Below are 22,891 nucleotides of genomic sequence, written 5' to 3'. Positions count from 1 at the left end.
TTAAACATTTATCTAAGTTAATTTTAGGAAATATTTATAATCCCAAACCGTTTAAACGCTTTAATATTCCTTAAATTTGGATAAAAATTAAAGTTATGCTCAATTTTGAATTGAAAAATCCTACCAAAATCCTTTTCGGTAAAGGTGAAATTGCAAAACTTGCAAAAGAAATTCCACAGGATGCCAATATCCTGATGCTATACGGCGGCGGAAGTATTATGAAAAACGGTGTTTACGATCAGGTAAAAGATGCCCTGAAAGGCCATAAAATCGAAGAATTCGGCGGTATCCCTGCCAATCCGGAATATGAAGTTCTGATGGAGGCTTTAAAAATAATTAAAGAAAAGAATATCAATTATTTACTTGCAGTAGGTGGCGGTTCGGTAATCGACGGGACCAAATTTTTGTCAGCCGCAGCCAACTACGATGGCGAACCGTGGGATATCCTGAGAAAACCTGTAAGAACTTTCGAAGGCCAGGGAATGCCTTTTGCAACCGTACTTACTTTGCCGGCAACCGGCTCTGAAATGAATTCGGGCTACGTCATCTCAAGACGAGGAACCGGCGAAAAACTTTCCAGCGGCGGACCCGGGCTTTTTCCGGTGGTTTCAGTTTTAGATCCGGAAGTGGTGCGCTCCATCCCGAAAAACCAGATTGCAAACGGGATTGCGGACGCCTACACCCATGTGCTGGAACAGTATATGACTTATAAAACTGCAGCGACTTTACAGGACAGATTTTCTGAAAGCATTTTACAAACCTTGCAGGAAGTCGCTCCAAAAGTTATGAATGAAGAATTTGATTATGATGCTGCTGCCAACTTTATGTGGTGCTGCACAATGGCACTTAACGGACTGATTGCCAAAGGCGTTCCGACCGATTGGGCTGTTCATGGAATGGGACACGAACTAACGGCACAGTACGGAATTGACCACGCAAGGACGCTGGCTATCATCGCGCCGTCCCACTACCGTTATAATTTTAATTCCAAAAAAGAAAAACTGGCGCAATATGCTGAACGCGTGTGGAATATCACTGAAGGCACTCTGGAAGAAAAAGCCGAAAAAGGCATCCAGAAAATGGAAGAATTCTTCCAAAGTTTAGGCATTAAAACCAAACTTTCGGAATATACCGACGATTATAAAGATACCGCGAAAAAAGTTGAGCAGGCATTTACCGACAGAAACTGGCTTGGGCAAGGCGAATACCGAAAGCTCACGCCACAGGATGCCTACAAAATCGTGGAAATGAGTTATTAAAAGTGTGTAAATAAAAATCCATTTCGCGAGCTGGAACGGATTTTATTTTTAATTCAAAATTTGATCTTTAACTGTGAAAAAATTACTGTTCTTCTTTTCAATATTGATATTCTCGGGCCTGTTTGCTCAGCAGAAACCGGATTTCTGGAATGACATCCAGGAATTTAAAAAACAGGACAGCCTGAACCCACCTCCGAAAGATGCTATTTTGCTGATCGGAAGTTCATCTTTCACGAATTGGCGCGATGTATACAGTTATTTTCCTGATAGGCCCATTATCAACCGTGGTTTTGGCGGATCGCGGATTGCTGATCTTAATTTTTATGCAGAAGATCTATTAAACCCGTACCACCCGAAACAGATCATCATCTACTGTGGTGAAAACGACATGGCTTACGACAAAGAGAAAACCACCGCATCAGCGGCTTTTAAAAGGTTTAAACAATTCTACCGAACCATACGGAGTAAATATCCGAACATTGAAGTTGATTATATTTCGATGAAGCGCTCACCAAGCCGTGAACACCTTTGGCCGGAAATAGAAAAAGCCAATGCTAAAATTGAGCGTTTTATGAACCGGAAAGCCAATTCGGAATATATAGACATCGTGAAACCCATGGAAGATGGAACCGGCAGCGTGCGGAAAGACCTCTTCCTCGGCGATATGCTGCACATGCTCCCGGCAGGGTATGAAATTTGGGCACGAACGATGAGACCTTATATGAAATGAAAAGACAGCTTAAGAGTTAATGAAAAAATCCCAACAGGTTTCGGGAGTTTGCCTGTTTATTTTTTTCGTTTTGCCTTAGATTTTGATTTTGCCTGAGCCCGGTTACCGCCGGGTTTTGATTTTGGTTTGTAGCGCGCTTTCGGTCCGCCGAGGTTTACTTTTTTATTCTTATCCTTTTTCTCGTGGAATGCGCCGCCGCCTTCTTCCAGTTTCACGGTATGGGCGTTTTTCATCTTCACGTCTTCCTGCTCGGAAGCAATTTTCTTTGGATCGATTTTTACTTCCGAAGGGAAATCAATGAAAGTTAATTCCTTATCCATAAGAACCTCAATCTCAAGCAGTAAAGGTTCTTCTTTTTTCGTCACAAAAGTAATTGCCTTACCATCTTTATCTGCACGTCCGGTTCGGCCGATTCTGTGAATATACTGTTCCGGCACTTCAGGCACCTCAAAATTGATGACGTGCGTGATATCAGAAATATCAAGGCCCCTCGCCATCACATCCGTTGTAATCAGTCCGCGAATTAACTCATTTTCAAAGGATTTCATCGCTTTCAGACGGTAGTTCTGGGATTTATTGGAATGGATCACATCGAACTGCCCCGGGAAAAGCTCATCAATTTTATTAAAAAGCAAATCTGCGTGACGCTTGTTATTATTGAAAATCAATACTTTGGAAAGGTCGTTTTCAGTCTCAAGAAGATGCTTTAAAAGATTTATTTTTGTGTTGAAATTTTCAACTTTGTACCCGGTCTGTTCAATTTTTTCGAGAGGCGTTCCGGACTTTGCGAGGGAAATTTCTATGGGGCTGGCGAAATAGTCCTCCAGCATATCATCCACCGCTTCGGTCATGGTTGCGGAAAAGAGAATGTTCTGGCGTTTTTCACGCATCATCTCAAAAATGTGCGTCAGCTGGGGACGGAAGCCCAAATTCAGCATTTCATCAAACTCATCGATGATTAGTTTCTGAACTTCTTTCAGGGAAATTGCATTGTCAATCGCCAGATCCATCACGCGGCCAGGCGTGCCAACCAAAATATCGCAGCCGTCGTTAAAAAGCAGTTTCTGCGTATTGATATTTTTACCGCCATAAACGCCGATCACTCTTGCCGTTATGTTTTCGGTAAGTTTTTCAAGGATTTCGGTGACCTGCACCACAAGCTCGCGCGTGGGAACCAACACCAAAACCGTAGGATTCCCGTTTTTGTTATACTTCCACTGCTTCAAAACAGGAAGAAGGTAAGCCAACGTTTTTCCGGTGCCCGTCTGTGCAATTCCCATGATATCTCGTCCCGATAAAATAGGTTTAAAGCTTTTCTCCTGGATAGGCGTCGGCACAAAAAGCTCTAAATCAGCCAGCACATCAAGGATTTTCTCCGGTAAACCAAATTCAGCAAAAGTATATGGATCCATGCGGCAAAGATAGTGCTTTTCACATTTATCGAATTCCAGCTATAAAATGTAATCTTTCATACGCGCTGTCGCCAGTTCATTTTCATTGGTCCACGCCAAAAAATCTTCAAGCTTATCCTCCATTTTTTTGCCTAAATTATATTTTCTGTAGAAAGGCATTTTAATATTAAAATCCTGACCTTCCGTAAATTGAAAGGTATTTAAATAGATTAAAACGAACTCGTCATTCTTCAGCGTTTCTGTTACCATTCCCTGATAATATTTCATCGGAACTGCCTGAAAGACAAAATCATTATAGGGCAACTGCGAATATGGCGAAATACTTTCCGGAACGATGCTCAACCCCTGATCTTCCAAAATATCAGTGCTGCGCTGCAACCTTTTAAAAGGAAATAGTATGTTTGAATTTTCGATATTAGAGATGTAAGTGAACTCAAGCAGTTTAAGTTCATTTACAGATATTGTGACGTCTTTCTGCCGGATTCCGCGGACTGGTTTCTCCAGAATTGCTTCAACATGTTTTTTCGCATTTTCGATTTCTTTTAACGACGAATTCCTGTTATAGAACGCAACTTCATGGCCTTTGGAAACTATTTTTTTTAATAGTTCTGTGCTTTTTTCAGCGATAGAAATGTCGATGAAAAACGTAGATTTCACATCGTGATTTTCTAAAGTTCTGAGAATTGAAAAAGTATTTCTGTGCGTAATTTCTAAAAGTTCTGTGTCGCTCAATACTCTTCCGTTTCTGGAAATTCCGGAGTTATTCAGGATATTGAACGTTAAAAGAATCATTTAAACCTTTTTTTGATATAAAATTTATAAGTACCTGTTGAACAAAATGCTAAAATTTTTATTTAAAGCTATTGTTCATGGTTTTAATTTCGTTTTAAGATTTTTAATCATATCCCTTGTCATTTCCGTAATGTCAAAATCATAGGTTAATCCCCAATCTTTTTTCGCCACTGAATCATCAATTGATGCCGGCCACGAATCTGCAATCGCCTGACGGAAATCCGGTTTATAATCAATTTTAAATTCCGGAATTTCCTTCCTTATTTCCGCTGCAAGTTCTGCCGGCGTAAATGACATACCGCCCAAGTTGTAAGATGAACGAACCGTGATATTTTCTTTCGGGGCTTCCATTAATTTTAAAGTCGCATTAATGGCATCATCCATATAAAGCATCGGCATTGCTGTATTTTCTGAGATGAAACTGGTGTATTTTCCTTCTTCAATGGCTTCGTAATAAATCTCTACGGCATAGTCTGTTGTGCCGCCGCCCGCCGGCGTTTTCCAGGAAATGAGTCCAGGATACCGAATGCTCCTTACATCTACGCCGTGCTTGTCAAAATAATATTCACACCATTTCTCACCCGCCAGTTTCGAGATTCCGTAAACGGTTGTGGGATTCAAAACCACGTCCTGTCCTACGTTTTCCTTGGGGATTCCTTTCCCGAAAACAGCTATGGAACTAGGCCAGAAAATCTTTTTAATCAAACCTTCGCGGGCCATTTCACAGAAATTGATCAGCGGCTCTACGTTCAGCTTCCACGCGAAAAGCGGCTGTTTTTCCGAAGTTCCTGAAAGCAGTGACGCCAAATGGTACACGGTTGTAATTTCATATTCCTTAATGACCTGGCGTACCAACTGTGTATTCGTCACATCCATCCTTTCGTAATAGCCTGCCGAGGTCAGGTTTTTATCAAACCGGTCGAGCCCGGAAGCGACGACATTCTCCTTTCCATGAATAGCGACTAACCTGTTGGTAAGTTCGGTCCCGATCTGTCCTAAAGCACCGGTAATCAAAATTTTTTCCGTGGAAGATTCCATATGTAGCGATTGATTTTTTTTTGAATTAAGTGTGTGTATAGCAAATTTAAAAAAATTAATAAGTTTCGGAAACATTTATTTAATTTTGAAAGGGACAAAACAAAGCACAAAAGATCCTGTACGCACTTTACAAAAAAATGAACTTAAGTATACTAATGAAAAAATTCCACTTTCTTCTGATATTAATTTCGCAGCTTACCTTTGCTCAGTTTACGAATTTCAATACCGTAAAAGAAGTCAGGGTAAAAAATAAAGGCGTTGTAGTTTCGGCGCATCCGCTGGCGAGTGAAGCCGGTGCTACAATCCTGAAAATGGGCGGAAATGCTTATGACGCCATCGTTGCGACCCAGTATGCACTCACTGTCGTTTATCCACAGGCGGGAAATATCGGTGGCGGCGGATTTTTGGTTGGCGTGAAAAACAACGGAGAAAAATTCACGCTCGATTACCGCGAGACCGCACCGGAAAAGGCGTCCCGCGATATGTACCTCGATAAAAAAGGAAATGCAAACACCGACCTTTCACAAAACGGCAGGCTCGCAGTCGGAATTCCGGGCTCTGTGGCAGGCTTTTATGCCACTTTGAAACACTGTAATCTACCTATGAATCAATTGATTCAGCCGGCAATTGACTTAGCAGAACAGGGATTTGCGATTACTGAGCGGGAGGCCAATCTTTTGAATTCTTTGCGGGATGAATTTCTGAAACACAACATCAGCAAAACAGCTTTCGTAAAGAATGAGAAATGGAAAGCCGGTGATCTTCTGGTTCAAAAGGAACTCGCGGAAACGCTGAAACGCATCCAAAAAGACGGTATGAAAGGTTTCTACGAAGGTAAAACCGCTGAACTGATCGTTGCCGAAATGAAACGGGGGAACGGAATTATTTCTTTAAAAGACCTAAAAAACTACAAAGTCGCTGAAAGAAAACCGATGAAGTTTGATTATAAAGGCCATGAAATTGTAACAATGCCTCTACCTTCTTCCGGAGGGATTATTCTGGCTCAAATGTTGAAAATGAGCAGCTTTGAGAATATTGAAAAATACCAGCACAATTCCGCAAAAGCCGTCCAAATCATGATTGAGGCGGAAAGACGCGCTTTTGCAGACCGTGCAGAATACATGGGCGATCCGGCATTCATCAATGATAAAACGGCTATGCTGATTTCTGATGACTACCTGAAAAACCGCTGGAAATCCTACAGTCCAACTCAGGCCACAAGAAGCGGCGATGTAGGAAAAATCATCAATCCTGCAAAAGAAAGTACAGAAACGACCCACATTTCTGTGGTTGACAAGGCCGGCAATGCTGCGGCAGTTACCACCACTCTCAACGGGCTGTACGGCAGCAAGGTTGTTGTTTCCGGCGCTGGATTCTTCCTTAATAATGAAATGGACGATTTCTCCATAAAGCCAGGGGTGCCGAATATGTTTGGCGCAGTAGGCGGCGAAGCGAATAAAATTGAGCCGGGAAAAAGGATGCTTTCGTCGATGACACCAACGATCGTTCTGAAAAAAGGAAAACCCTATATCATTGTGGGAACTCCCGGTGGAACGACGATTCCGACTTCGGTTTACCAGTCCATCGTGAACACGATAGATTTTAAATTATCACCAAATATGGCAGTTAACGCGCCTAAATTCCATCACCAATGGCTTCCCGAAAGTGTTTCGGTAGAAAAGAACTTCCCCGAAACCACGATTTCTGATCTTGAAAAAATGAATTACAAAATCGAAAGAATTTCCCAAATCGGCAGAACGGAAATGATCGTGATTGATGAAAAGGGAAATATTATCGGCGTGGCGGACGGCAGAGGTGATGATTCTGTAGCTGTGGAAGCTCCTTAAAAAGGATTAAAACAAGATCCTTAAACTTTTCGGCAACACTTTTATAGAGACCGGAGATTTTATTTTATTGAATTCACCGTCGAGATGCCAGTTTTTGGTATTCACTTCAAATTCAATTTCAGAGACCGGAAGATAAGTCACATAGTCGTCGTCCTTCAGTTTTTTGGTGAACATTCTGAAGGCGAATAAAGGTGAATAGGACAGCGGAAATTTCTTTACTAAAACCACATCCACCAAACCGTCGCTTTTGCTCGCGTTGGGTGCAATGTAAGCGTTATTGCCAAACTGACGGGTGTTTGCAATATTCAGCATCAGATATTTGCCGTTGTACTGATGGTATTTTTCATCCGAAAACTTTACTTTAATCGGCTTATAATTAAAAAAAGTCTGAATGGATACTTTAATGTAATTTTTAAAACCGCGGGAAGTTTTCTCGAATTCCTTCACCACTTTTCCGTCGAAACCGGTCCCCGAGACATTAATAGAAAGCCTGCCGTTTACGGTAAAAGTATCGATTTGCCGCGAGTTTTTAGTTTTGATTTTTTCCAGAAGTTCATCCAGGTTCTTGTGAAAATTGGTCTCATTTGAAAAACCGTTACCAGAGCCCGCGGGAAAAATTGCGAGAATTTTTTCGGTATGGATGATATTTTTTGCTACCGTTGAAATGGTACCGTCACCACCAATGGCTACAAAAATTTCGGTATTCTCGAAATTGTCTTTAATGAATTCATCGGTACCTTCAATGGATTCCGAAATATAGAAATTCGGATTTTCAACCTTCTTTTTGAGTTCATTCAAAAAAGGATGGTAATTTTTCCTGGCTGAAAACGGATTGATGATGAAGGCCACCTGCAGCATGTCTGCAAAAATAAAAAATGCCTCCGTTTCTGGAAGCATTTTAATATTAATTTAAATTATTATGCATCAATTCTTGCGTATTTTGCATTTTTCTCGATAAAATCCCTTCTTGGCGGCACCTCATCACCCATCAGCATCGAAAATACATTATCTGCATCTGCAAGGCTATCAATGGTTACCTGTTTCAGGGTTCTGTTATCCGGATTAAGGGTAGTTTCCCAGAGCTGTTCCGCATTCATCTCGCCGAGACCTTTGTAACGCTGCACCTCTACTCCTTTCCCGTCAGGAGACATTTCGAGTGTTTTTTCTTCTCTTTCTTTCTCATTCCAGGCATATACTTTCTTGTTGCCTTTTTTCAACAAATAAAGCGGCGGCGAAGCGATATACACATAACCATGCTCAATCAGTTCTTTCATATAACGGAAGAAGAACGTCAGAATCAAAGTCGCAATGTGCGAACCGTCGATATCGGCATCGGTCATAATCACCACTTTATGATATCTTAATTTGCTTAAATTCAGGGCCTTGCTGTCTTCTTCAGTTCCTACAGAAACACCCAGTGCCGTGTAGATATTTTTGATCTCCTCGTTATCGTAAACCTTGTGAAGCATTGATTTTTCTACGTTCAAAATCTTACCTCTTAAGGGAAGAATGGCCTGGAAATGACGGTCGCGTCCCTGTTTTGCAGTTCCACCCGCGGAATCCCCCTCTACCAGAAAAATCTCAGAAATTTCCGGGTCTTTAGACGAGCAGTCTGCCAGTTTTCCCGGAAGTCCGGAACCGCCCATCGGCGATTTGCGCTGTACCATTTCTCTCGCCTTTTTCGCAGCCTGTCTCGCTTTTGCGGCAAGAACCACTTTCTGTACAATCTGCTTTGCTTCGTTGGGATTTTCCTCAAGGAAATTGGTAAGCATTTCACCAACGATTTTATCCACCGCACCGGAAACTTCGGAATTTCCTAATTTAGTCTTCGTCTGACCTTCGAACTGAGGTTCCATTACTTTTACCGAAATCACAGCGGTCAAACCTTCACGGAAATCATCACCGGTAACCTCCACTTTTTCTTTAGCCGGAAGCCCGAGCTCATCGGCGAATTTTTTCAGAGTTCTTGTCAAAGCCCTTCTGAATCCTGCGAGGTGCGTTCCACCTTCGTGGGTGTTGATATTGTTGACGTAGGAATGTAAATTCTCGTTGAAAGACGTGTTGTAGCGCATGGCTACCTCAACGGGAATATTGTCGCGCTCGCCTTCCATGAAAATCACATTTTCCATAATAGATTCGCGGTTTCCGTCAATATATTCTACAAATTCCTTTAAACCACCTTCCGAATAGAAGGATTCAGATTTGAAAGTTCCGTCTTCCTGGCGCTCTCTTTCATCGGTTAAAGTAATCGTTATACCTTTATTCAGATAAGAAAGTTCGCGAAGCCTGCTCGCCAAAGTATCGTAATTGTAAACGAGCTCCGTGAAGATGGTGTCGTCCGGCTGGAAGAACTGTTTTGTCCCTCTTTGGTCGCTTTTTCCAACTTCTTTTACATCGGTTTGCGCTTTACCTCTGGAATAGGTTTGCTGGTAAACATTACCGTCTCTGTAAACCGTAGTCACCATTTCGGTTGAAAGCGCATTGACACATGAAACTCCCACACCGTGAAGCCCGCCTGATACTTTATAAGAATCTTTATCGAACTTACCACCGGCACCGATTTTTGTCATTACAACTTCAAGGGCGGATTTTTGCTCTTTTTCGTGGTAATCTACCGGGATACCGCGACCGTTGTCGGTCACCTCTATGGCGTTGCTTTCTTTGATGGTTACGGTAATGGTATCGCAATACCCGGCCAATGCTTCGTCAATGGAATTGTCCACCACCTCATAAACCAAATGGTGCAAACCTCTTAGACCCACATCTCCAATGTACATTGACGGACGCATCCTTACATGCTCCATTCCTTCCAGTGCCTGGATACTACTTGCTGTATACTGTTTGTTGCTCATAAACCTGTTGCTTTCGGCGGTTGCCATTTGCTTATCGCCTTAAATTAAAATACTACAAAAATACGAAATTTTAATGGGGTATGAAAGTTAAAAAGTATTAGATTTTGGTGTTAATTTTTTTTTAAACTGATGCTCTGGTAACGGTAGAATTTAAAAAAACTGTAAATTCGCCGTAGACCAATCCGACAAAATTATGGAAAAATTAAAAATTCAGATCAGCGACGAAGAAATTTCAGACTTAAAACAAAGACTTGCCAAAACGCGCTTTGCAAATCTGCCGGAAAGCGATTTTAAAGCAGGAACCGACGAAAGTTACCTGAAAGAAATTTGCAGCTACTGGCAAAATTCCTACGACTGGCGCAAACATGAAACGGAAATCAATCAATTTCCCAACTATATTACACCGATCAGCGGCGAAGCGGTTCATTTTATTTTAATAGAAGGTAAGGGTGATAATAACATTCCGCTGCTGCTGATTCACGGCTGGCCCGACAGCTTTTTAAGGTTTAAAAAAATGATTCCGCTTCTTACGGAAGCCGACGGAAACGGAATGTCCTTCACGCTGGTAATTCCTTCAGTTCCAGGTTTTGGTTTTTCCACAAACCGCAATGAAAACAGCCCTCTGAAAATTGCTAAAATTTTCAATGAGCTGATGCACAATATTTTAAATTATAAAAAGTACTTGGTACACGGCGGCGACTGGGGCACTTCCATCGGTGAGAAAATCGCCCAGTATCACGGAGAAAATCTTGTTGGGCTGCATTTAACCGATGTTCCGTTCAGCCACTCGATGGAGGAGCCTGAGGACGCATCCGAAGCCGAAAAGAAATTTATTAAAAAAGTTGAAAAATGGCAGCAGACCGCAGGTGCCTATGCGATGATCCAGAGTACAAAACCAAATTCCCTTGCTCCGGCAATGAATGATTCGCCGGCAGGTCTTGCCGCATGGCTTTTAGAAAAATTTAAAGTTTGGTCGGATGATTTTGAAAACAGCTTCAGTAAAGACGATTTACTTACAAATGCTTCAATATACTGGTTTACAAATACTTTTGGCTCAGCATCAAGAATTTACCTGAACGCAATGAAAGACATGATGAACGACAAATATAACCCGCTGGAAAAAATAAATCCGGTGAACCATTCTGATGAGAAAGTTACGGTACCCACAGGATTTTCAATTTTCCCGAAAGATATTTCCCACCCGCCGCGCGAATTTGCGGAACGGTTTTTTAATGTTACTTATTGGAACGAACCCAGCAAAGGCGGCCACTTTGCAGCGATGGAAGTTCCGGAAATTCTGGAAAAAGAAATACGCAGTTTTGTGAACGGCCTGTGAATTGGTTATGTCTGACTTTAATTTTATGCGGGGCATTTCCCTCCTTTGGAGGGGTGCCGAAGGTGTGATGGTTTATAAAGAAATTTTTGCACAATAAAATCTTCCAAATCTCGCATGACAACAGAAAGATCAATTTTTATATCGAAATCTGTAATCGGGAAGACCCTTAAACCCAAATTCTCCAAAAATTCCTGCCTTGCGAGATCATAATCTTCTTTCAGATTATGACTTGTTCCGTCGATTTCAATAACTAATCCTAAGGTTTTTACATAAAATTCAACAATGTAATTACCGATGATTCTGTCGGTCAAAATCAATACTATGAAACTGGCGGTTTCTGACTTGCTTCCAAAAAAGAACTTCCGAAAGAATTCCTGCCTTTCTTTTTCCCGGAAGGAGTTTTTTAAGTTCGGGATTATAGGGTAGATTTTCAACAAAATTCCTTTTGGATAGAAATTCCCTTGATATGGGTTTGAATTCTTTGTTCCATTTTGTTGCAGATAGATATTATTGTAAACCACCCGTCAATCGCTATAGGCGATTGCCACCCCTCCAGAGGAGGGGAATTTTCTCTTTTAAATCTTCACCATCACCAGATCCTCGCCTACTTTTTCCACTTTCACAACATTACTTTTGGTTAAATTTTTCGTGGCTTTATCCCATTTCTTGCCGGAAAGCTGGCTTTTTTCTTTTACCTCTGAAAGTTGCATCGGCTGTTCCTGAGCATTCAGAATTTCGATGATTACTTTTTCATCTTCGCCCAAATCTATTTGAGACGTGGTTTTCTCAGGTTTCATTTGCGGGAAGAACAACACTTCCTGGATGGAGGCACTGTTGGTTAAAAACATAATCAGGCGGTCCATTCCGATACCCAATCCGGACGTTGGCGGCATTCCGTATTCCAAAGCACGAAGGAAATCGTTGTCGATAAACATGGCCTCGTCGTCTCCTCTTTCGGAAAGCGCAAGCTGCGCTTCGAAACGTTCTCTCTGGTCTATCGGATCGTTCAACTCGGAATATGCGTTTGCGATTTCTTTACCACAAACCATTAGCTCGAATCGTTCGGTCAGGCCTTCTTTGCTGCGGTGCTTTTTGGTAAGCGGCGACATTTCTATCGGATAATCTGTGATGAAAGTCGGCTGAATGAAATTTCCTTCGCATTTTTCACCGAAAATTTCATCAATGAGTTTTCCTTTGCCCATGGTTTCATCCACTTCAATACCAATTGATTTCGCAAAATCGTACAGTTCCTGCTCTGTTTTTCCGGTGATATCGAAACCTGTATATTTCTGTATGGCCTCCGTCATGGAAATCCGCGGGTAAGGTGCTTTCCAGTTGATTTTATGTTCACCGAATGTTGATTCTGCGGCTCCGTTTACCGAAACAGCCACGAATTCGAGCAGTTTCTCGGTGAAATCCATCATCCAATTGTAATCTTTGTAGGCAACGTAAATTTCCATCGCCGTAAATTCCGGATTGTGGGTTCTGTCCATCCCTTCATTTCTGAAGTTTTTGGAAAATTCATAAACACCATCAAAACCCCCTACGATCAGTCTTTTCAAATACAGTTCATTCGCAATTCGTAAGTATAACGGGATGTCGAGCGCATTGTGATGCGTGATGAACGGCCTTGCAGCAGCACCTCCAGGAATAGACTGCAGAATTGGGGTTTCCACTTCAAAATAACCGGCATCATTGAAAAACGTGCGCATTGCGTTGAACATTTTTGTTCTTTTCACAAAAACTTCTTTCACCTGCGGATTTACCGTTAAATCTACGTAACGCTGTCTGTATCTAAGTTCCGGATCGTTGAATGCATCGTGAACAACGCCGTTTTCATCGGTTTTTGCCTGCGGAAGAGGTCTTAAAGATTTGGTTAATAGCGTAAAATTCTTCACCATTACCGTCATTTCGCCAACCTGAGTTTTGAACAGTTCGCCTTCAATTCCGATGATATCACCAATATCCAAAAGGTGTTTGTAAACCTCGTTGTACAGTTCTTTATCCTCACCCGGGCAAATCTCATCACGGTTGAAATAGACCTGAATTTTGCCTTCAGAGTCCTGCAGCTCTGCAAAACTCGCCTTCCCCTGAATCCTTCTAGACATGAGTCTGCCCGCGATTTTCACGGATTTTCCTTCTTCAAAATTTTCCCTGATGGTTTTAGTGGTATTAGTTACCTTATATTCAGCTGCCGGGAACGCGTCGATTCCTATTGCCGTAAGTTTCTGTAGCTTTTCGCGGCGGATGATTTCCTGTTCGGATAAAGACATTTTATTTAAATTTTTAGACTTGCAAAAATAGTGATTTTTAAAGAAAGGCCAGAAAAGAATAACCTATTGCCTTTCTTTAACCGCAAAAAGTTATTTTAAACAAAAAGTGAAAAGTTCTGTCTCTTAAAGAACATAAAAGTTTTAAAAAATCGCAAAATATGTTTTGCCCTGTGATAATTGGAGATTGCAGCATTATTCTTTTTTCCGACTCAGTCATCACTTTAAAATCATTCTGAATTTTAAAAAGGAGGAATAAAAAACTTTTAATTTTTATTTTTAAAATCCAAAATCATTTTTATATTTGTCCCAATGAAAGCAATCACAAACAATACTTGGTGGTGGCCGCTCAAACTCTCGTCGGGTCTGGCGCACTAACCGTGTATCCTGTTTGCAATAGCATAAGTAAGACTTTGACGATAGCGTTGAAGTCTTTTTTTTATTTAAAATGATATGAAAACTCAAAAAAATATTTCCGTAAAAACCACGGTAAAAGTGGTGATGAGCGACCTCTTCACCCCGGTGGGCATCTACCTCAGACTCCGCGACAAATTCCGCGACACGGTTCTGCTTGAGAGTGCCGGAAACCAAAACAGCGAAAACAATTTCTCCTACATTGCCGTGAATGCCATTGCCGGAATTGAAATCAGCAACCAGAATGAAGCTGAAATAAAATTCCCGCTCGAAAATCCTGAAAAAATTAAGCTAAAAGAGGTGAAACTGACGGATTTACTTTACAGTTTTTCTAAAAATTTCAGCTGTGAAGTTCCAAACCATCCGCTGGGAAAAACTGCGCAGGGGCTTTTCGGTTACACAGCTTATGATGCGGTGCCGTTTTTTGAGAATATCGAATTTAAAGAAAAGACTGACCGAAACCAGATTCCACTGCTGCGCTATAGGCTCTACCAGTACGTGATTGCAATCAACCATTTCAATGATGAGATGTTTCTGATTGAAAACCAAATTCCGGGGCTAAAATCTGACTCCCTCGAACTTCAGAATATTATTTATCAAAAAAATGCGCCCGTTTTTCCCTTCAAAACCATTGAAGAAGAAACTTCAAATCTAAGCGATGCAGAATATAAAAATTTGGTGGAAAAAGCCAAGTACCACTGTTATCGCGGCGATGTGTTCCAGCTGGTTTTGAGCAGGCGTTTCGAACAGAAATTCCGTGGTGACGATTTCAATGTCTACCGTGCACTCAGAAATATCAATCCGTCGCCATACCTTTTTTATTTTGATTACGGCGATTATAAACTGATGGGTTCCAGCCCGGAAAGCCAGCTCATCATCAACAGTTCAAAAGCGGTGATCCACCCAATCGCAGGGACTTTTGCCAGAACCGGCGATACGGAAACCGATCTTGCATCGGCCGAAAATCTAAAAAAAGATGCCAAAGAAAACGCCGAACATACCATGCTTGTAGATCTCGCGCGCAACGACTTAAGCATCTACGGAAAAAATACCACGGTTACGAAACTGAAGGAAATCCATTTCTTTTCTCACGTCATCCATTTGGTCAGTGAAGTGACGGCCGATCTAGCCGAAGAACAGAATCCGTTTGAGGTGATTGCCGCTACATTCCCACAGGGAACCTTAAGCGGTGCGCCAAAATACCGTGCGATGCAGCTGATCGACGAATACGAGAAAAGCCCACGCAGCTACTACGGCGGCTGCATCGGTTTTGTAGGCTTCGATGGGAGCTGCAACCAGGCCATTATGATCCGTACATTTCTCAGCAAAAACAATACGCTTTTTTATCAGGCAGGTGCCGGTATTGTAGCAAAATCTTCTCCGGAAAATGAACTTCAGGAGGTCAATAACAAACTCAACGCCTTAAAATCAGCCATCAGGAAAGCTGAAAAAATTTAATAAAAACAACAATGAAAATACTGGTATTTGATAATTACGACAGTTTCACCTACAACCTCGTTCAGATGATTGAGCAGATTGTCGGGCATAAAGTCGATGTTTACAGGAATGATGAAATTCCGCTTGAAAAAATCGCGGAATACGACAAAATCATCCTGTCTCCCGGTCCGGGAATACCTTCCGAAGCCGGAATTTTACTGGACGTGATAAAAACTTATGCGCCCACGAAATCCATTTTCGGCGTATGCCTTGGTCAGCAGGCAATTGCAGAAGCTTTTGGCGGAAAACTTATCAACTTAAAAGAAATTTACCACGGCGTGGCCACCGAAGCAAAAAAAACAAAAACGGACGTGAAACTGCTGAGTGGTTTGCCTGAGACCATCGAAGTGGGCCGATATCACAGCTGGGCTGTGGATCCTGAGTTCTTCCCCGACGAACTTGAAATCACCTCCGTTGACAGAGAAAATATGATCATGTCGCTGCAGCACAAAAAATTCGATGTGCACGGTGTGCAGTACCATCCTGAAAGCATCCTGACACCGGAAGGAAAAAAAATAATGGAAAACTTCTTACGCCCCTAAAAATGAAGGAAATATTACAATACCTTTTTAATCACCAGACCCTTTCGAAGGCGGAAGCAAAATCGATCATGATTGAAATTGCCAACAGCAAGTTCAACGAAAATGAAGTCACTTCTTTCGTCACGGTATTTCTGATGCGGAGCATCACGCTTGATGAACTCGAGGGTTTCAGCAGCGCGCTTCTGCAGTTGGCTCAGCCCGTAAATCTGGGTACGGATGACCTTGTTGATATCGTAGGAACCGGCGGCGACGGCAAGGATACATTCAATATTTCAACGTTGGCGAGCCTGGTGGTGGCAGGTGCCGGACAAAAAGTTGCGAAACAGGGAAATTACGGTGCTTCCAGCGTAAGCGGCGCTTCCAATGTTCTGGAAAATCTGGGTTATAAATTCAAAAACAACGAAGAAGACCTTAAAAATGATCTGAAAAAGGCTAATTTCTGCTTTCTCCACGCACCGGTTTTTCACACGGCATTGCGCTCTGTGGCGCCTTTGCGAAAAAATCTCGGTTTGAAAACGTTTTTCAATCTCCTCGGACCGTTGATAAATCCCGCCAGGCCGAAATACAGCATGATTGGCGTGGCAAATCCCGAAATCGGGCGTATTTATCAGTATCTTCTTCAAAACCGGAACGCCAATTTTATGATCGTAAACTCATTGGACGGCTACGACGAAATCAGCCTCACTTCCGATACCAAAATTATCGATAAACACGGTGAAAAAATCTATTCAGCAGAAGACCTTCATTTCAAAAACATAGATGCTGAAGAAATTTTCGGGGGAAAGACTCAGCAGGCTGCATCAGACATTTTTGTAAAAATCCTCGAAGGAAAAGGCAGTGAAGCGCAGAACAGCGTCGTACTTGCCAATGCCGCTCTTGCCCTGCAAAACACCGGAAAACACGGCCGTTATACAGATTGTCTGGAAATGGCAAAAGACAGCTTGTTCGGAAAAAAAGCATTAAAAACCCTGCAATCTTTAATTGATTAAAATGAACATCCTCGATAAAATTATTGCAACCAAAAAACAGGAAATTGCAGCCTCGCAAAAGCTGAAAAGCCTTTCTGAACTGAAAGATTCAGAATTTTTTGGGCGAAAAACTTTTTCTTTAAAACAAAATTTAAAAACCAAAAGCGGTATCATCGCTGAGTTTAAAAGAAAATCACCGTCGAAAGGCATCATTAATGCTCATTCTGAAATTAAAGATGTTGTTAGAAGTTACGAAAACAACGGTGCCAGCGCGATCTCGATTTTGACGGACCAAGAATATTTTGGCGGAAGTTCGACAGATATTTTTGCTGTGAGAAATTCTGTTGAAATTCCAATCTTACGAAAGGATTTCATGGTGGATGAATTTCAGTTTTACGAAGCGAAAGCTATGGGAGCAGACGTAGTTTTACTTATCGCGGCTTGCCTCTCGCCGGCTCAGGTTCATGAGTTTACGGAACTTTCACATGAGCTTGGCCTGGAAGTTTTATTGGAAATTCATACCGAAAAAGAACTTAGACATTTCAATCCAATTATAGATTTGGTGGGCATCAACAACCGGAATCTGAAAAATTTTGAAGTTGATTTGCAGCATTCGGTGGATTTAAAAAATTTGCTTCCGGAAAACGTTCTGTCCGTCGCAGAAAGCGGCATTTATTCAAAAGAAAATTTTACATTTTTAAAGGAAAAAGGCTTTGACGGTTTCCTGATGGGCGAATATTTTATGAAAAATGAAAATCCCGGCGATGCGTTTGCCGAATTTGTTAAATCACTTTAAAATGAACCATGCCTCACCAAAAATAAAAGTCTGCGGACTGACGCAAACTTATCAGGCGCACAGTTTAACGGATTCGGGCATTGATTTTCTTGGCTTTATCTTTTATGAGAAATCTCCCCGTTTTGTATTGAACTCTTTAAGCCTAAAGGAAATCGCAGAAATCCCGCATTTGAAAAAAGTTGGTGTTTTCGTCAACGAAGAACTGGACAAGATTGTAGAAATCGCTCATGACGCACAGTTAAATTTAATTCAACTGCATGGTGACGAAGACCGACAGTTTATTATTGATTTAAAAACAAAATCAGGAAAAAATATAGAAATCATTAAAGTCATCAGAATTGGGAATCAAAATCAGGAAGAACTGCAAAATATTATAAGCCATTTTTCAGAAACGCCGGACTATTTCCTTTTCGATACCGATTCTTCCGCATTTGGCGGCACCGGAAAAACCTTCGACTGGCGAATTTTAAACCAAATTGAAATTCCAAAACCTTTTTTCCTGAGCGGCGGAATTTCGTTGGAAAATATTGGGGAAATCAAAACAATTATCCAAAAACCTTTCGCCCTCGACATCAATTCAAAATTCGAAATTGAACCGGGCATTAAAAATTTAGACAAAATAAAATCATTTCAAAATACCTTAAGAAATCATGACCTTTAAAAACCCTGATGAACACGGATATTACGGTGAATTCGGCGGCGCTTTCATACCCGAAATGCTCTATCCGAATGTGAAAGAACTTCAGGAAAATTACCTTGAAATTATCGGTTCCGAAGCGTTCCAAACCGAGTTCCGCGGACTGCTGGAAAACTATGTCGGCCGCGAAACACCTTTATATCTGGCCAAAAATTTAAGTGAAAAATACGGCGCAAAAATCTACCTGAAACGTGAAGACCTGAACCACACCGGCGCGCATAAGATTAACAATGCGCTGGGACAGGCGCTTTTGGCAAAACGCCTTGGTAAAAAAAGAATCATTGCCGAAACCGGCGCCGGCCAACATGGCGTAGCCACCGCCACTGCCTGCGCACTTCTGGGTCTTGAATGCATCGTTTATATGGGCGAGATCGACATCGCACGCCAGGCGCCAAACGTTGCCAGAATGGAAATGCTCGGCGCGAAAGTTGTGCCCGCCACTTCGGGCTCCAGGACTTTAAAAGATGCGGTAAATGAAGCCCTCCGCGACTGGATTAACAATGCCACCACCACACATTATATCATCGGCAGCGTGGTAGGCCCGCACCCGTTTCCGGATTTGGTGGCGAGGTTCCAAAGTGTAATTTCTGAGGAAATTAAGGCGCAACTGAAAGAAATTTCCGGTTCAGAAAATCCGGATTACGTCATTGCCTGCGTTGGCGGCGGAAGCAATGCTGCAGGGGCTTTTTACCATTTTGTGGATGAAGAGAAGGTGAAAATCATCGCAGCCGAAGCCGGCGGGCACGGGCTGCAAAGCGGTCAATCTGCAGCGACTACATTTCTAGGAACAACAGGCGTTCTGCACGGCAGCAAAAGCCTGGTAATGCAGGATGCAGACGGACAGGTTACCGAACCGCATTCTATTTCCGCCGGGCTTGATTATCCGGGAATCGGTCCGTTTCATGCGAATTTATTTGCTAAAAAACGCGCCCAGTTTTTTAGCATTAATGATGATGAGGCTTTGGAAGCCGCTTTCGAGCTCACGCGTGCTGAAGGAATCATTCCCGCGCTTGAAAGTGCTCATGCATTAGCGGTTTTGAACAAGCTGAAATTTGAGAATAACAATACCGTGGTTATTTGCCTCAGCGGGCGCGGCGACAAGGATATGGAAACTTATTTGAAAGCATTAAAGGAAATAACAAAATGAAAAAACTGAATATCTACTTCACCGCCGGAATTCCACAGCTGAATGATACCGGAAAAATTGCCGAACTCATCCAGGACAGCGGTGCTGATTTTATGGAAATCGGGATTCCCTATTCTGATCCGGTTGCCGATGGGCCGGTGATTCAGGAGGCGCATCTAAAAGCGTTGCAGAACGGCATGAATCTGAAAATTCTATTCCAGCAACTTTCAGAAATCAAAGACTCGGTGACCATTCCAAAAATTGTGATGGGTTATCTGAATCCTGTGATGCAGTTTGGCTTCGAAAATTTTTGTGAAAAATGTGCTGAAAACGGCATTTACGGCTTAATTATCCCTGATCTTCCGCCCTATGAATTTGAAACAAAATACAGAGCAATCACCGAAAAATACGGACTTAATTTTATTTTTCTGATTACGCCTGAAACGCCTGATGAGCGCATTTTATACCTCGACAGCCTGAGTTCAGGTTTCCTTTACGCGGTGAGCTCTTCCTCTACGACCGGGAACATTTCAAAAGCCATCAATAATGAAGAATATCTTAACCGCATAGGAAATTTAAAACTGAAAAACCCTGTATTCATCGGCTTTGGAATTAAGGATAAACATGATTTTCAAACGGTGACCCAACGTGCTGCAGGCGGAATAATAGGAACAAGCTTCGTGCAGATCCTTTTGGAGCATGAAAACTGGGAAAAAGCGGCGGAAGGTTTTATTAAAAATCTTCGCGATTGAATTTTCCGTAAATTTACCTGTCAAATACGCAAATTCAATTTAATTAAAAAAATAAAGAGCAGTCGAATAAACAACCGCTCTTTAATGTTGGAATTTTTTCCTCATTTGTGTATGGCAAAGTTAAGAATAAAATGAATAACTCACAAAGATGTGAATACTTTTTGTCAAAAGAAATAGTAAATACAGCATAAAATATGGCAAGAAAAACCGTAAGCGGCCCGGTGAGGAACAAGGAAAGGACAAAAGAGAAACTGCTTAAAAGTGTTGGGAAAATCATCAGCACCAAAGGTTTCCACAGTCTGAAAATAACAAATATTGCAAGAACAGCCTCTGTTGATAAAAAATTAATCTACAACTATTTTGGTTCGGTTGAAAATCTTATCAATCAGTACCTGCGCAATCTGGATTTTGGCAGCAGCATGAACAGTTCTGAATATAAAGAAGAGGGCCTTAAAGACAACGGAAAAACGTTATCGAAAAATCTTTTGAAAGAAATGTACAGCGCCGTATCCGCAAACCCTGAACTTCAAAAGATCATAGTTTGGGAACTGTATGAGTATAACGATATCCTTCGAGAACTTTGCGATCACCGCGAAAGGCTTGGCGATGAAATGTTTCAAAAATTCATGCATCCATACTTCGAGGAAAACCATAAAAAATACCGTGCTATACTGGCTTTACTTATTTCATCAACTTACTATTTGAACATTCATGCAGATTCCAATGGCAGTAAATTCTGTGGTCTTGACATCCACGACAAAGATGATCGTGAGGTTATGGCTTGCGTTATCGACGACGTTATTGATTTTGCTTATGAAAAATACGGCTTAAAATAATCAATATTATGCTATACATTATACTTTTTCTTTCATAAATTTGTTAAAATTTTCAAATGTTAATTACCCAAAATAAAACTTTAGAATTCCGCGACCTGGGTTTGATGGATTATCTCCCTGCCTTTGAATATCAGGAAAATCTGATGAAATCCATCATCGATTTAAAACTGAAAAACCGCGACCGCACCGACGGAATTTATGAGGAAACACCGAATTATTTTTTGTTTGTAGAGCATCCGCACGTTTATACCTTAGGTAAATCCGGCGATGAACATAACATGCTCGCCAACGAGGAAAAACTCAAACAGATCAGCGCAACTTTTGTAAAAACGAACCGCGGCGGCGACATCACCTATCACGGTTTTGGCCAGATTGTGGGCTATCCGATTCTGGATCTGGATAATTTTAAATCGGACATTCATCTTTACATGCGCAATTTGGAGGAGGTGATCATCCGCGTGATTGCCGAATACGGGCTGAAAGGCGAACGCAGCGAAGGCGAAACCGGCGTTTGGCTGGATGTGGGAAAACCTTATGCACGAAAAATCTGCGCCATGGGCGTAAAAACATCAAAATGGGTAACCATGCACGGTTTTGCCCTGAATGTGAATACAGATTTACGTTATTTTGAATACATTATTCCCTGCGGAATTAAGGATAAATCGGTGACATCTTTAGCAAGAGAACTTGAAAGAAAATTTACTGAAACAGAAGTTTTAGAAGTAAAAGAAAAAATCAAAGAGCACTTTAAGGAAGTGTTTGGGGCTGAGTTTGTGTAGCTTTTTGTCGTATTTCTTTTAAGTATTTTAAAATATTGGATTCTTCTGCCAAGTTGTAATTAAAATTTAATGTTTCAGCAATATTTTTTGCAGTTTCGGAAAAAATTTCAATCATTATAGACAGAGATTTCCAAATATTTTCTTTTTCAGAATCAGAATAGGTTTTTAAGAATTTTTGATAATATTCTTCACTCAAATACTTGGGATAAAACTTGCCCGATTTCCCAGTAGAAACCTGAAAATCTTGTTCAATACCTATCTTCCAGTCGAGCATTTGCATCAACATTGGGCGGAGAATTTCCTCCTGATGTTTTATAGCATACGGAATTTCGTTTCTCGCCAAACCTTTTGCGACATAAGTTGAAACCCACCAAAATTCATTGCAAACCTCCTGAAACCACTTCTCGTTCGGCTTTATCACCCAATAATCCTGATCTGAACTTGCAGGTGTATTGGTGTAAAGTCCATCTTTATCGAGCCAAATTTCCCTTAAACTGTCATTAAAATCAGTCCTTTTCTCAATCGGAATGATAGAAAAATCAATTCTAAAACCTTCTTTATAAATAATAAGATAACTGAAAAAATTATCCAGTTTATCACCAAAAGAAAATGTTTCGGGTTGTTGCTCGATGATTTTTTCACCAAAAATATTGGTCCATGAATCATTTGTTATGAAATTTTCGAAATCCTGTACTACAAAAACCACATCATAATCCTGAAATTCATCGGGAGGAAAGTTTGGATTTACCCGTGAACCTTCCAGATAAACCGCCCTGATGCTCGAATTTAATTGAGCAAAATTCAAAATCATGGTTTTAATTTCTTCTGCCGATTTTTTCATTTCAGTTTAGATTTGGGTGTTACATCATATTTAAAAATACGTGCCATAATTTACGAATTATTGAATTCATAATTTTAGTGCCAAAAAATTTATATATTTGTAAAATT

At 41.2% G+C, this 22,891-nt stretch carries 21 protein-coding genes; 13 read left to right on the top strand and 8 right to left on the bottom strand.

All coding sequences use genetic code 11. The features are described 5' to 3' along the window. The first annotated feature begins 95 nt into the window (after positions 1 to 95). A complete protein-coding gene (locus tag CKV81_RS00305) occupies positions 96 to 1,259 on the top strand; it encodes an iron-containing alcohol dehydrogenase (RefSeq protein ID WP_095069292.1) in 1,164 nt (387 codons plus the stop codon). Positions 1,260 to 1,332: 73 nt separating this feature from the next. Beyond that, a complete protein-coding gene (locus CKV81_RS00300; RefSeq protein ID WP_095069290.1) occupies positions 1,333 to 1,989 on the top strand; it encodes a GDSL-type esterase/lipase family protein in 657 nt (218 codons plus the stop codon). A gap of 56 nt (positions 1,990 to 2,045) precedes the next feature. Here CKV81_RS00300 and CKV81_RS00295 read toward each other — a convergent pair whose 3' ends face one another. The 3 genes from CKV81_RS00295 to CKV81_RS00285 form a co-directional block, all read right to left on the bottom strand. Further along, complete coding sequence (locus tag CKV81_RS00295) at positions 2,046 to 3,401, bottom strand: DEAD/DEAH box helicase (RefSeq protein WP_095069287.1); 1,356 nt, start codon at positions 3,399 to 3,401, stop codon at positions 2,046 to 2,048. A gap of 39 nt (positions 3,402 to 3,440) precedes the next feature. After that, positions 3,441 to 4,193 carry a polysaccharide deacetylase family protein gene (locus CKV81_RS00290; protein ID WP_095069283.1) on the bottom strand — a complete coding sequence of 251 codons (753 nt, stop codon included), beginning with the start codon at positions 4,191 to 4,193 and terminating at the stop codon, positions 3,441 to 3,443. A gap of 75 nt (positions 4,194 to 4,268) precedes the next feature. Further along, positions 4,269 to 5,231: an NAD-dependent epimerase/dehydratase family protein gene (locus CKV81_RS00285; RefSeq protein WP_095074095.1), complete on the bottom strand. Its 963-nt coding sequence runs from the start codon at positions 5,229 to 5,231 to the stop codon at positions 4,269 to 4,271. Between the two features lie 155 nt (positions 5,232 to 5,386). Here CKV81_RS00285 and ggt point away from each other — a divergent pair, with 155 nt between their 5' ends. Continuing rightward, the gene (ggt, locus tag CKV81_RS00280) at positions 5,387 to 7,078 is read left to right on the top strand and encodes a gamma-glutamyltransferase (RefSeq protein ID WP_095069280.1); all 1,692 of its coding nucleotides are present in this window, start codon (positions 5,387 to 5,389) and stop codon (positions 7,076 to 7,078) included. 6 nt (positions 7,079 to 7,084) lie between these two features. On the opposite strand, the gene CKV81_RS00275 is transcribed toward ggt, so the two are convergent. Together CKV81_RS00275 and gyrB are read right to left on the bottom strand one after the other, a co-directional pair. Continuing rightward, positions 7,085 to 7,936: a diacylglycerol/lipid kinase family protein gene (locus tag CKV81_RS00275; RefSeq protein ID WP_095074093.1), complete on the bottom strand. Its 852-nt coding sequence runs from the start codon at positions 7,934 to 7,936 to the stop codon at positions 7,085 to 7,087. A 59-nt stretch (positions 7,937 to 7,995) separates the two neighbouring features. Continuing rightward, positions 7,996 to 9,930, bottom strand: coding sequence for a DNA topoisomerase (ATP-hydrolyzing) subunit B (gene gyrB, locus CKV81_RS00270; protein ID WP_095074091.1), 1,935 nt, complete (start codon positions 9,928 to 9,930; stop codon positions 7,996 to 7,998). A gap of 193 nt (positions 9,931 to 10,123) precedes the next feature. On the opposite strand from gyrB, the gene CKV81_RS00265 reads away from it, so the two are divergent. After that, positions 10,124 to 11,266, top strand: coding sequence for an epoxide hydrolase (locus CKV81_RS00265; RefSeq protein WP_095069278.1), 1,143 nt, complete (start codon positions 10,124 to 10,126; stop codon positions 11,264 to 11,266). A 23-nt stretch (positions 11,267 to 11,289) separates the two neighbouring features. Here the strand turns inward: CKV81_RS00265 and CKV81_RS00260 are convergent, their stop codons facing one another. Beyond that, positions 11,290 to 11,700: an endonuclease domain-containing protein gene (locus tag CKV81_RS00260; RefSeq protein ID WP_258454406.1), complete on the bottom strand. Its 411-nt coding sequence runs from the start codon at positions 11,698 to 11,700 to the stop codon at positions 11,290 to 11,292. 141 nt (positions 11,701 to 11,841) lie between these two features. Then, entirely contained in the window at positions 11,842 to 13,539 is a 1,698-nt protein-coding gene (lysS, locus tag CKV81_RS00255) for a lysine--tRNA ligase (protein ID WP_095069277.1), read from the bottom strand. Positions 13,540 to 13,989: 450 nt separating this feature from the next. Here lysS and CKV81_RS00250 point away from each other — a divergent pair, with 450 nt between their 5' ends. From CKV81_RS00250 to lipB, 9 genes are all read left to right on the top strand, one after another. Beyond that, positions 13,990 to 15,408, top strand: a complete 1,419-nt coding sequence (locus tag CKV81_RS00250) for an anthranilate synthase component I family protein (RefSeq protein WP_095069275.1) — start codon at positions 13,990 to 13,992, stop codon at positions 15,406 to 15,408. Between the two features lie 11 nt (positions 15,409 to 15,419). After that, the gene (locus tag CKV81_RS00245) at positions 15,420 to 15,989 is read left to right on the top strand and encodes an anthranilate synthase component II (RefSeq protein ID WP_095069273.1); all 570 of its coding nucleotides are present in this window, start codon (positions 15,420 to 15,422) and stop codon (positions 15,987 to 15,989) included. A 2-nt stretch (positions 15,990 to 15,991) separates the two neighbouring features. Further along, positions 15,992 to 16,978, top strand: coding sequence for an anthranilate phosphoribosyltransferase (trpD, locus tag CKV81_RS00240; protein ID WP_095069270.1), 987 nt, complete (start codon positions 15,992 to 15,994; stop codon positions 16,976 to 16,978). A 1-nt stretch (position 16,979) separates the two neighbouring features. Beyond that, entirely contained in the window at positions 16,980 to 17,753 is a 774-nt protein-coding gene (gene trpC / locus CKV81_RS00235) for an indole-3-glycerol phosphate synthase TrpC (RefSeq protein WP_095069267.1), read from the top strand. Between the two features lies 1 nt (position 17,754). Continuing rightward, the gene (locus CKV81_RS00230) at positions 17,755 to 18,414 is read left to right on the top strand and encodes a phosphoribosylanthranilate isomerase (RefSeq protein ID WP_095069263.1); all 660 of its coding nucleotides are present in this window, start codon (positions 17,755 to 17,757) and stop codon (positions 18,412 to 18,414) included. Then, the gene (trpB, locus tag CKV81_RS00225; RefSeq protein WP_095069260.1) at positions 18,404 to 19,597 is read left to right on the top strand and encodes a tryptophan synthase subunit beta; all 1,194 of its coding nucleotides are present in this window, start codon (positions 18,404 to 18,406) and stop codon (positions 19,595 to 19,597) included. Before CKV81_RS00230 ends, trpB begins: the two co-directional genes overlap by 11 nt. Further along, positions 19,594 to 20,328, top strand: coding sequence for a tryptophan synthase subunit alpha (trpA, locus tag CKV81_RS00220; RefSeq protein ID WP_095069257.1), 735 nt, complete (start codon positions 19,594 to 19,596; stop codon positions 20,326 to 20,328). Before trpB ends, trpA begins: the two co-directional genes overlap by 4 nt. A gap of 194 nt (positions 20,329 to 20,522) precedes the next feature. Further along, the gene (locus CKV81_RS00215; RefSeq protein ID WP_095069255.1) at positions 20,523 to 21,164 is read left to right on the top strand and encodes a TetR/AcrR family transcriptional regulator; all 642 of its coding nucleotides are present in this window, start codon (positions 20,523 to 20,525) and stop codon (positions 21,162 to 21,164) included. 56 nt (positions 21,165 to 21,220) lie between these two features. Further along, on the top strand, positions 21,221 to 21,943 hold the full coding sequence (gene lipB, locus CKV81_RS00210) for a lipoyl(octanoyl) transferase LipB (protein WP_095069253.1): 723 nt from the start codon (positions 21,221 to 21,223) through the stop codon (positions 21,941 to 21,943). Here lipB and CKV81_RS00205 read toward each other — a convergent pair. Further along, positions 21,912 to 22,784: an aminoglycoside 6-adenylyltransferase gene (locus CKV81_RS00205; RefSeq protein WP_095069251.1), complete on the bottom strand. Its 873-nt coding sequence runs from the start codon at positions 22,782 to 22,784 to the stop codon at positions 21,912 to 21,914. The genes lipB and CKV81_RS00205 overlap by 32 nt on opposite strands. Positions 22,785 to 22,891: the final 107 nt, after the last annotated feature.

Origin of the sequence: Chryseobacterium taklimakanense, from assembly GCF_900187185.1 — a bacterium.
Lineage (GTDB): Bacteria > Bacteroidota > Bacteroidia > Flavobacteriales > Weeksellaceae > Planobacterium > Planobacterium taklimakanense.
The sequence above is the reverse complement of the archived record's forward strand: the minus strand, read 5'-3'. Positions and strand labels throughout refer to the sequence as shown.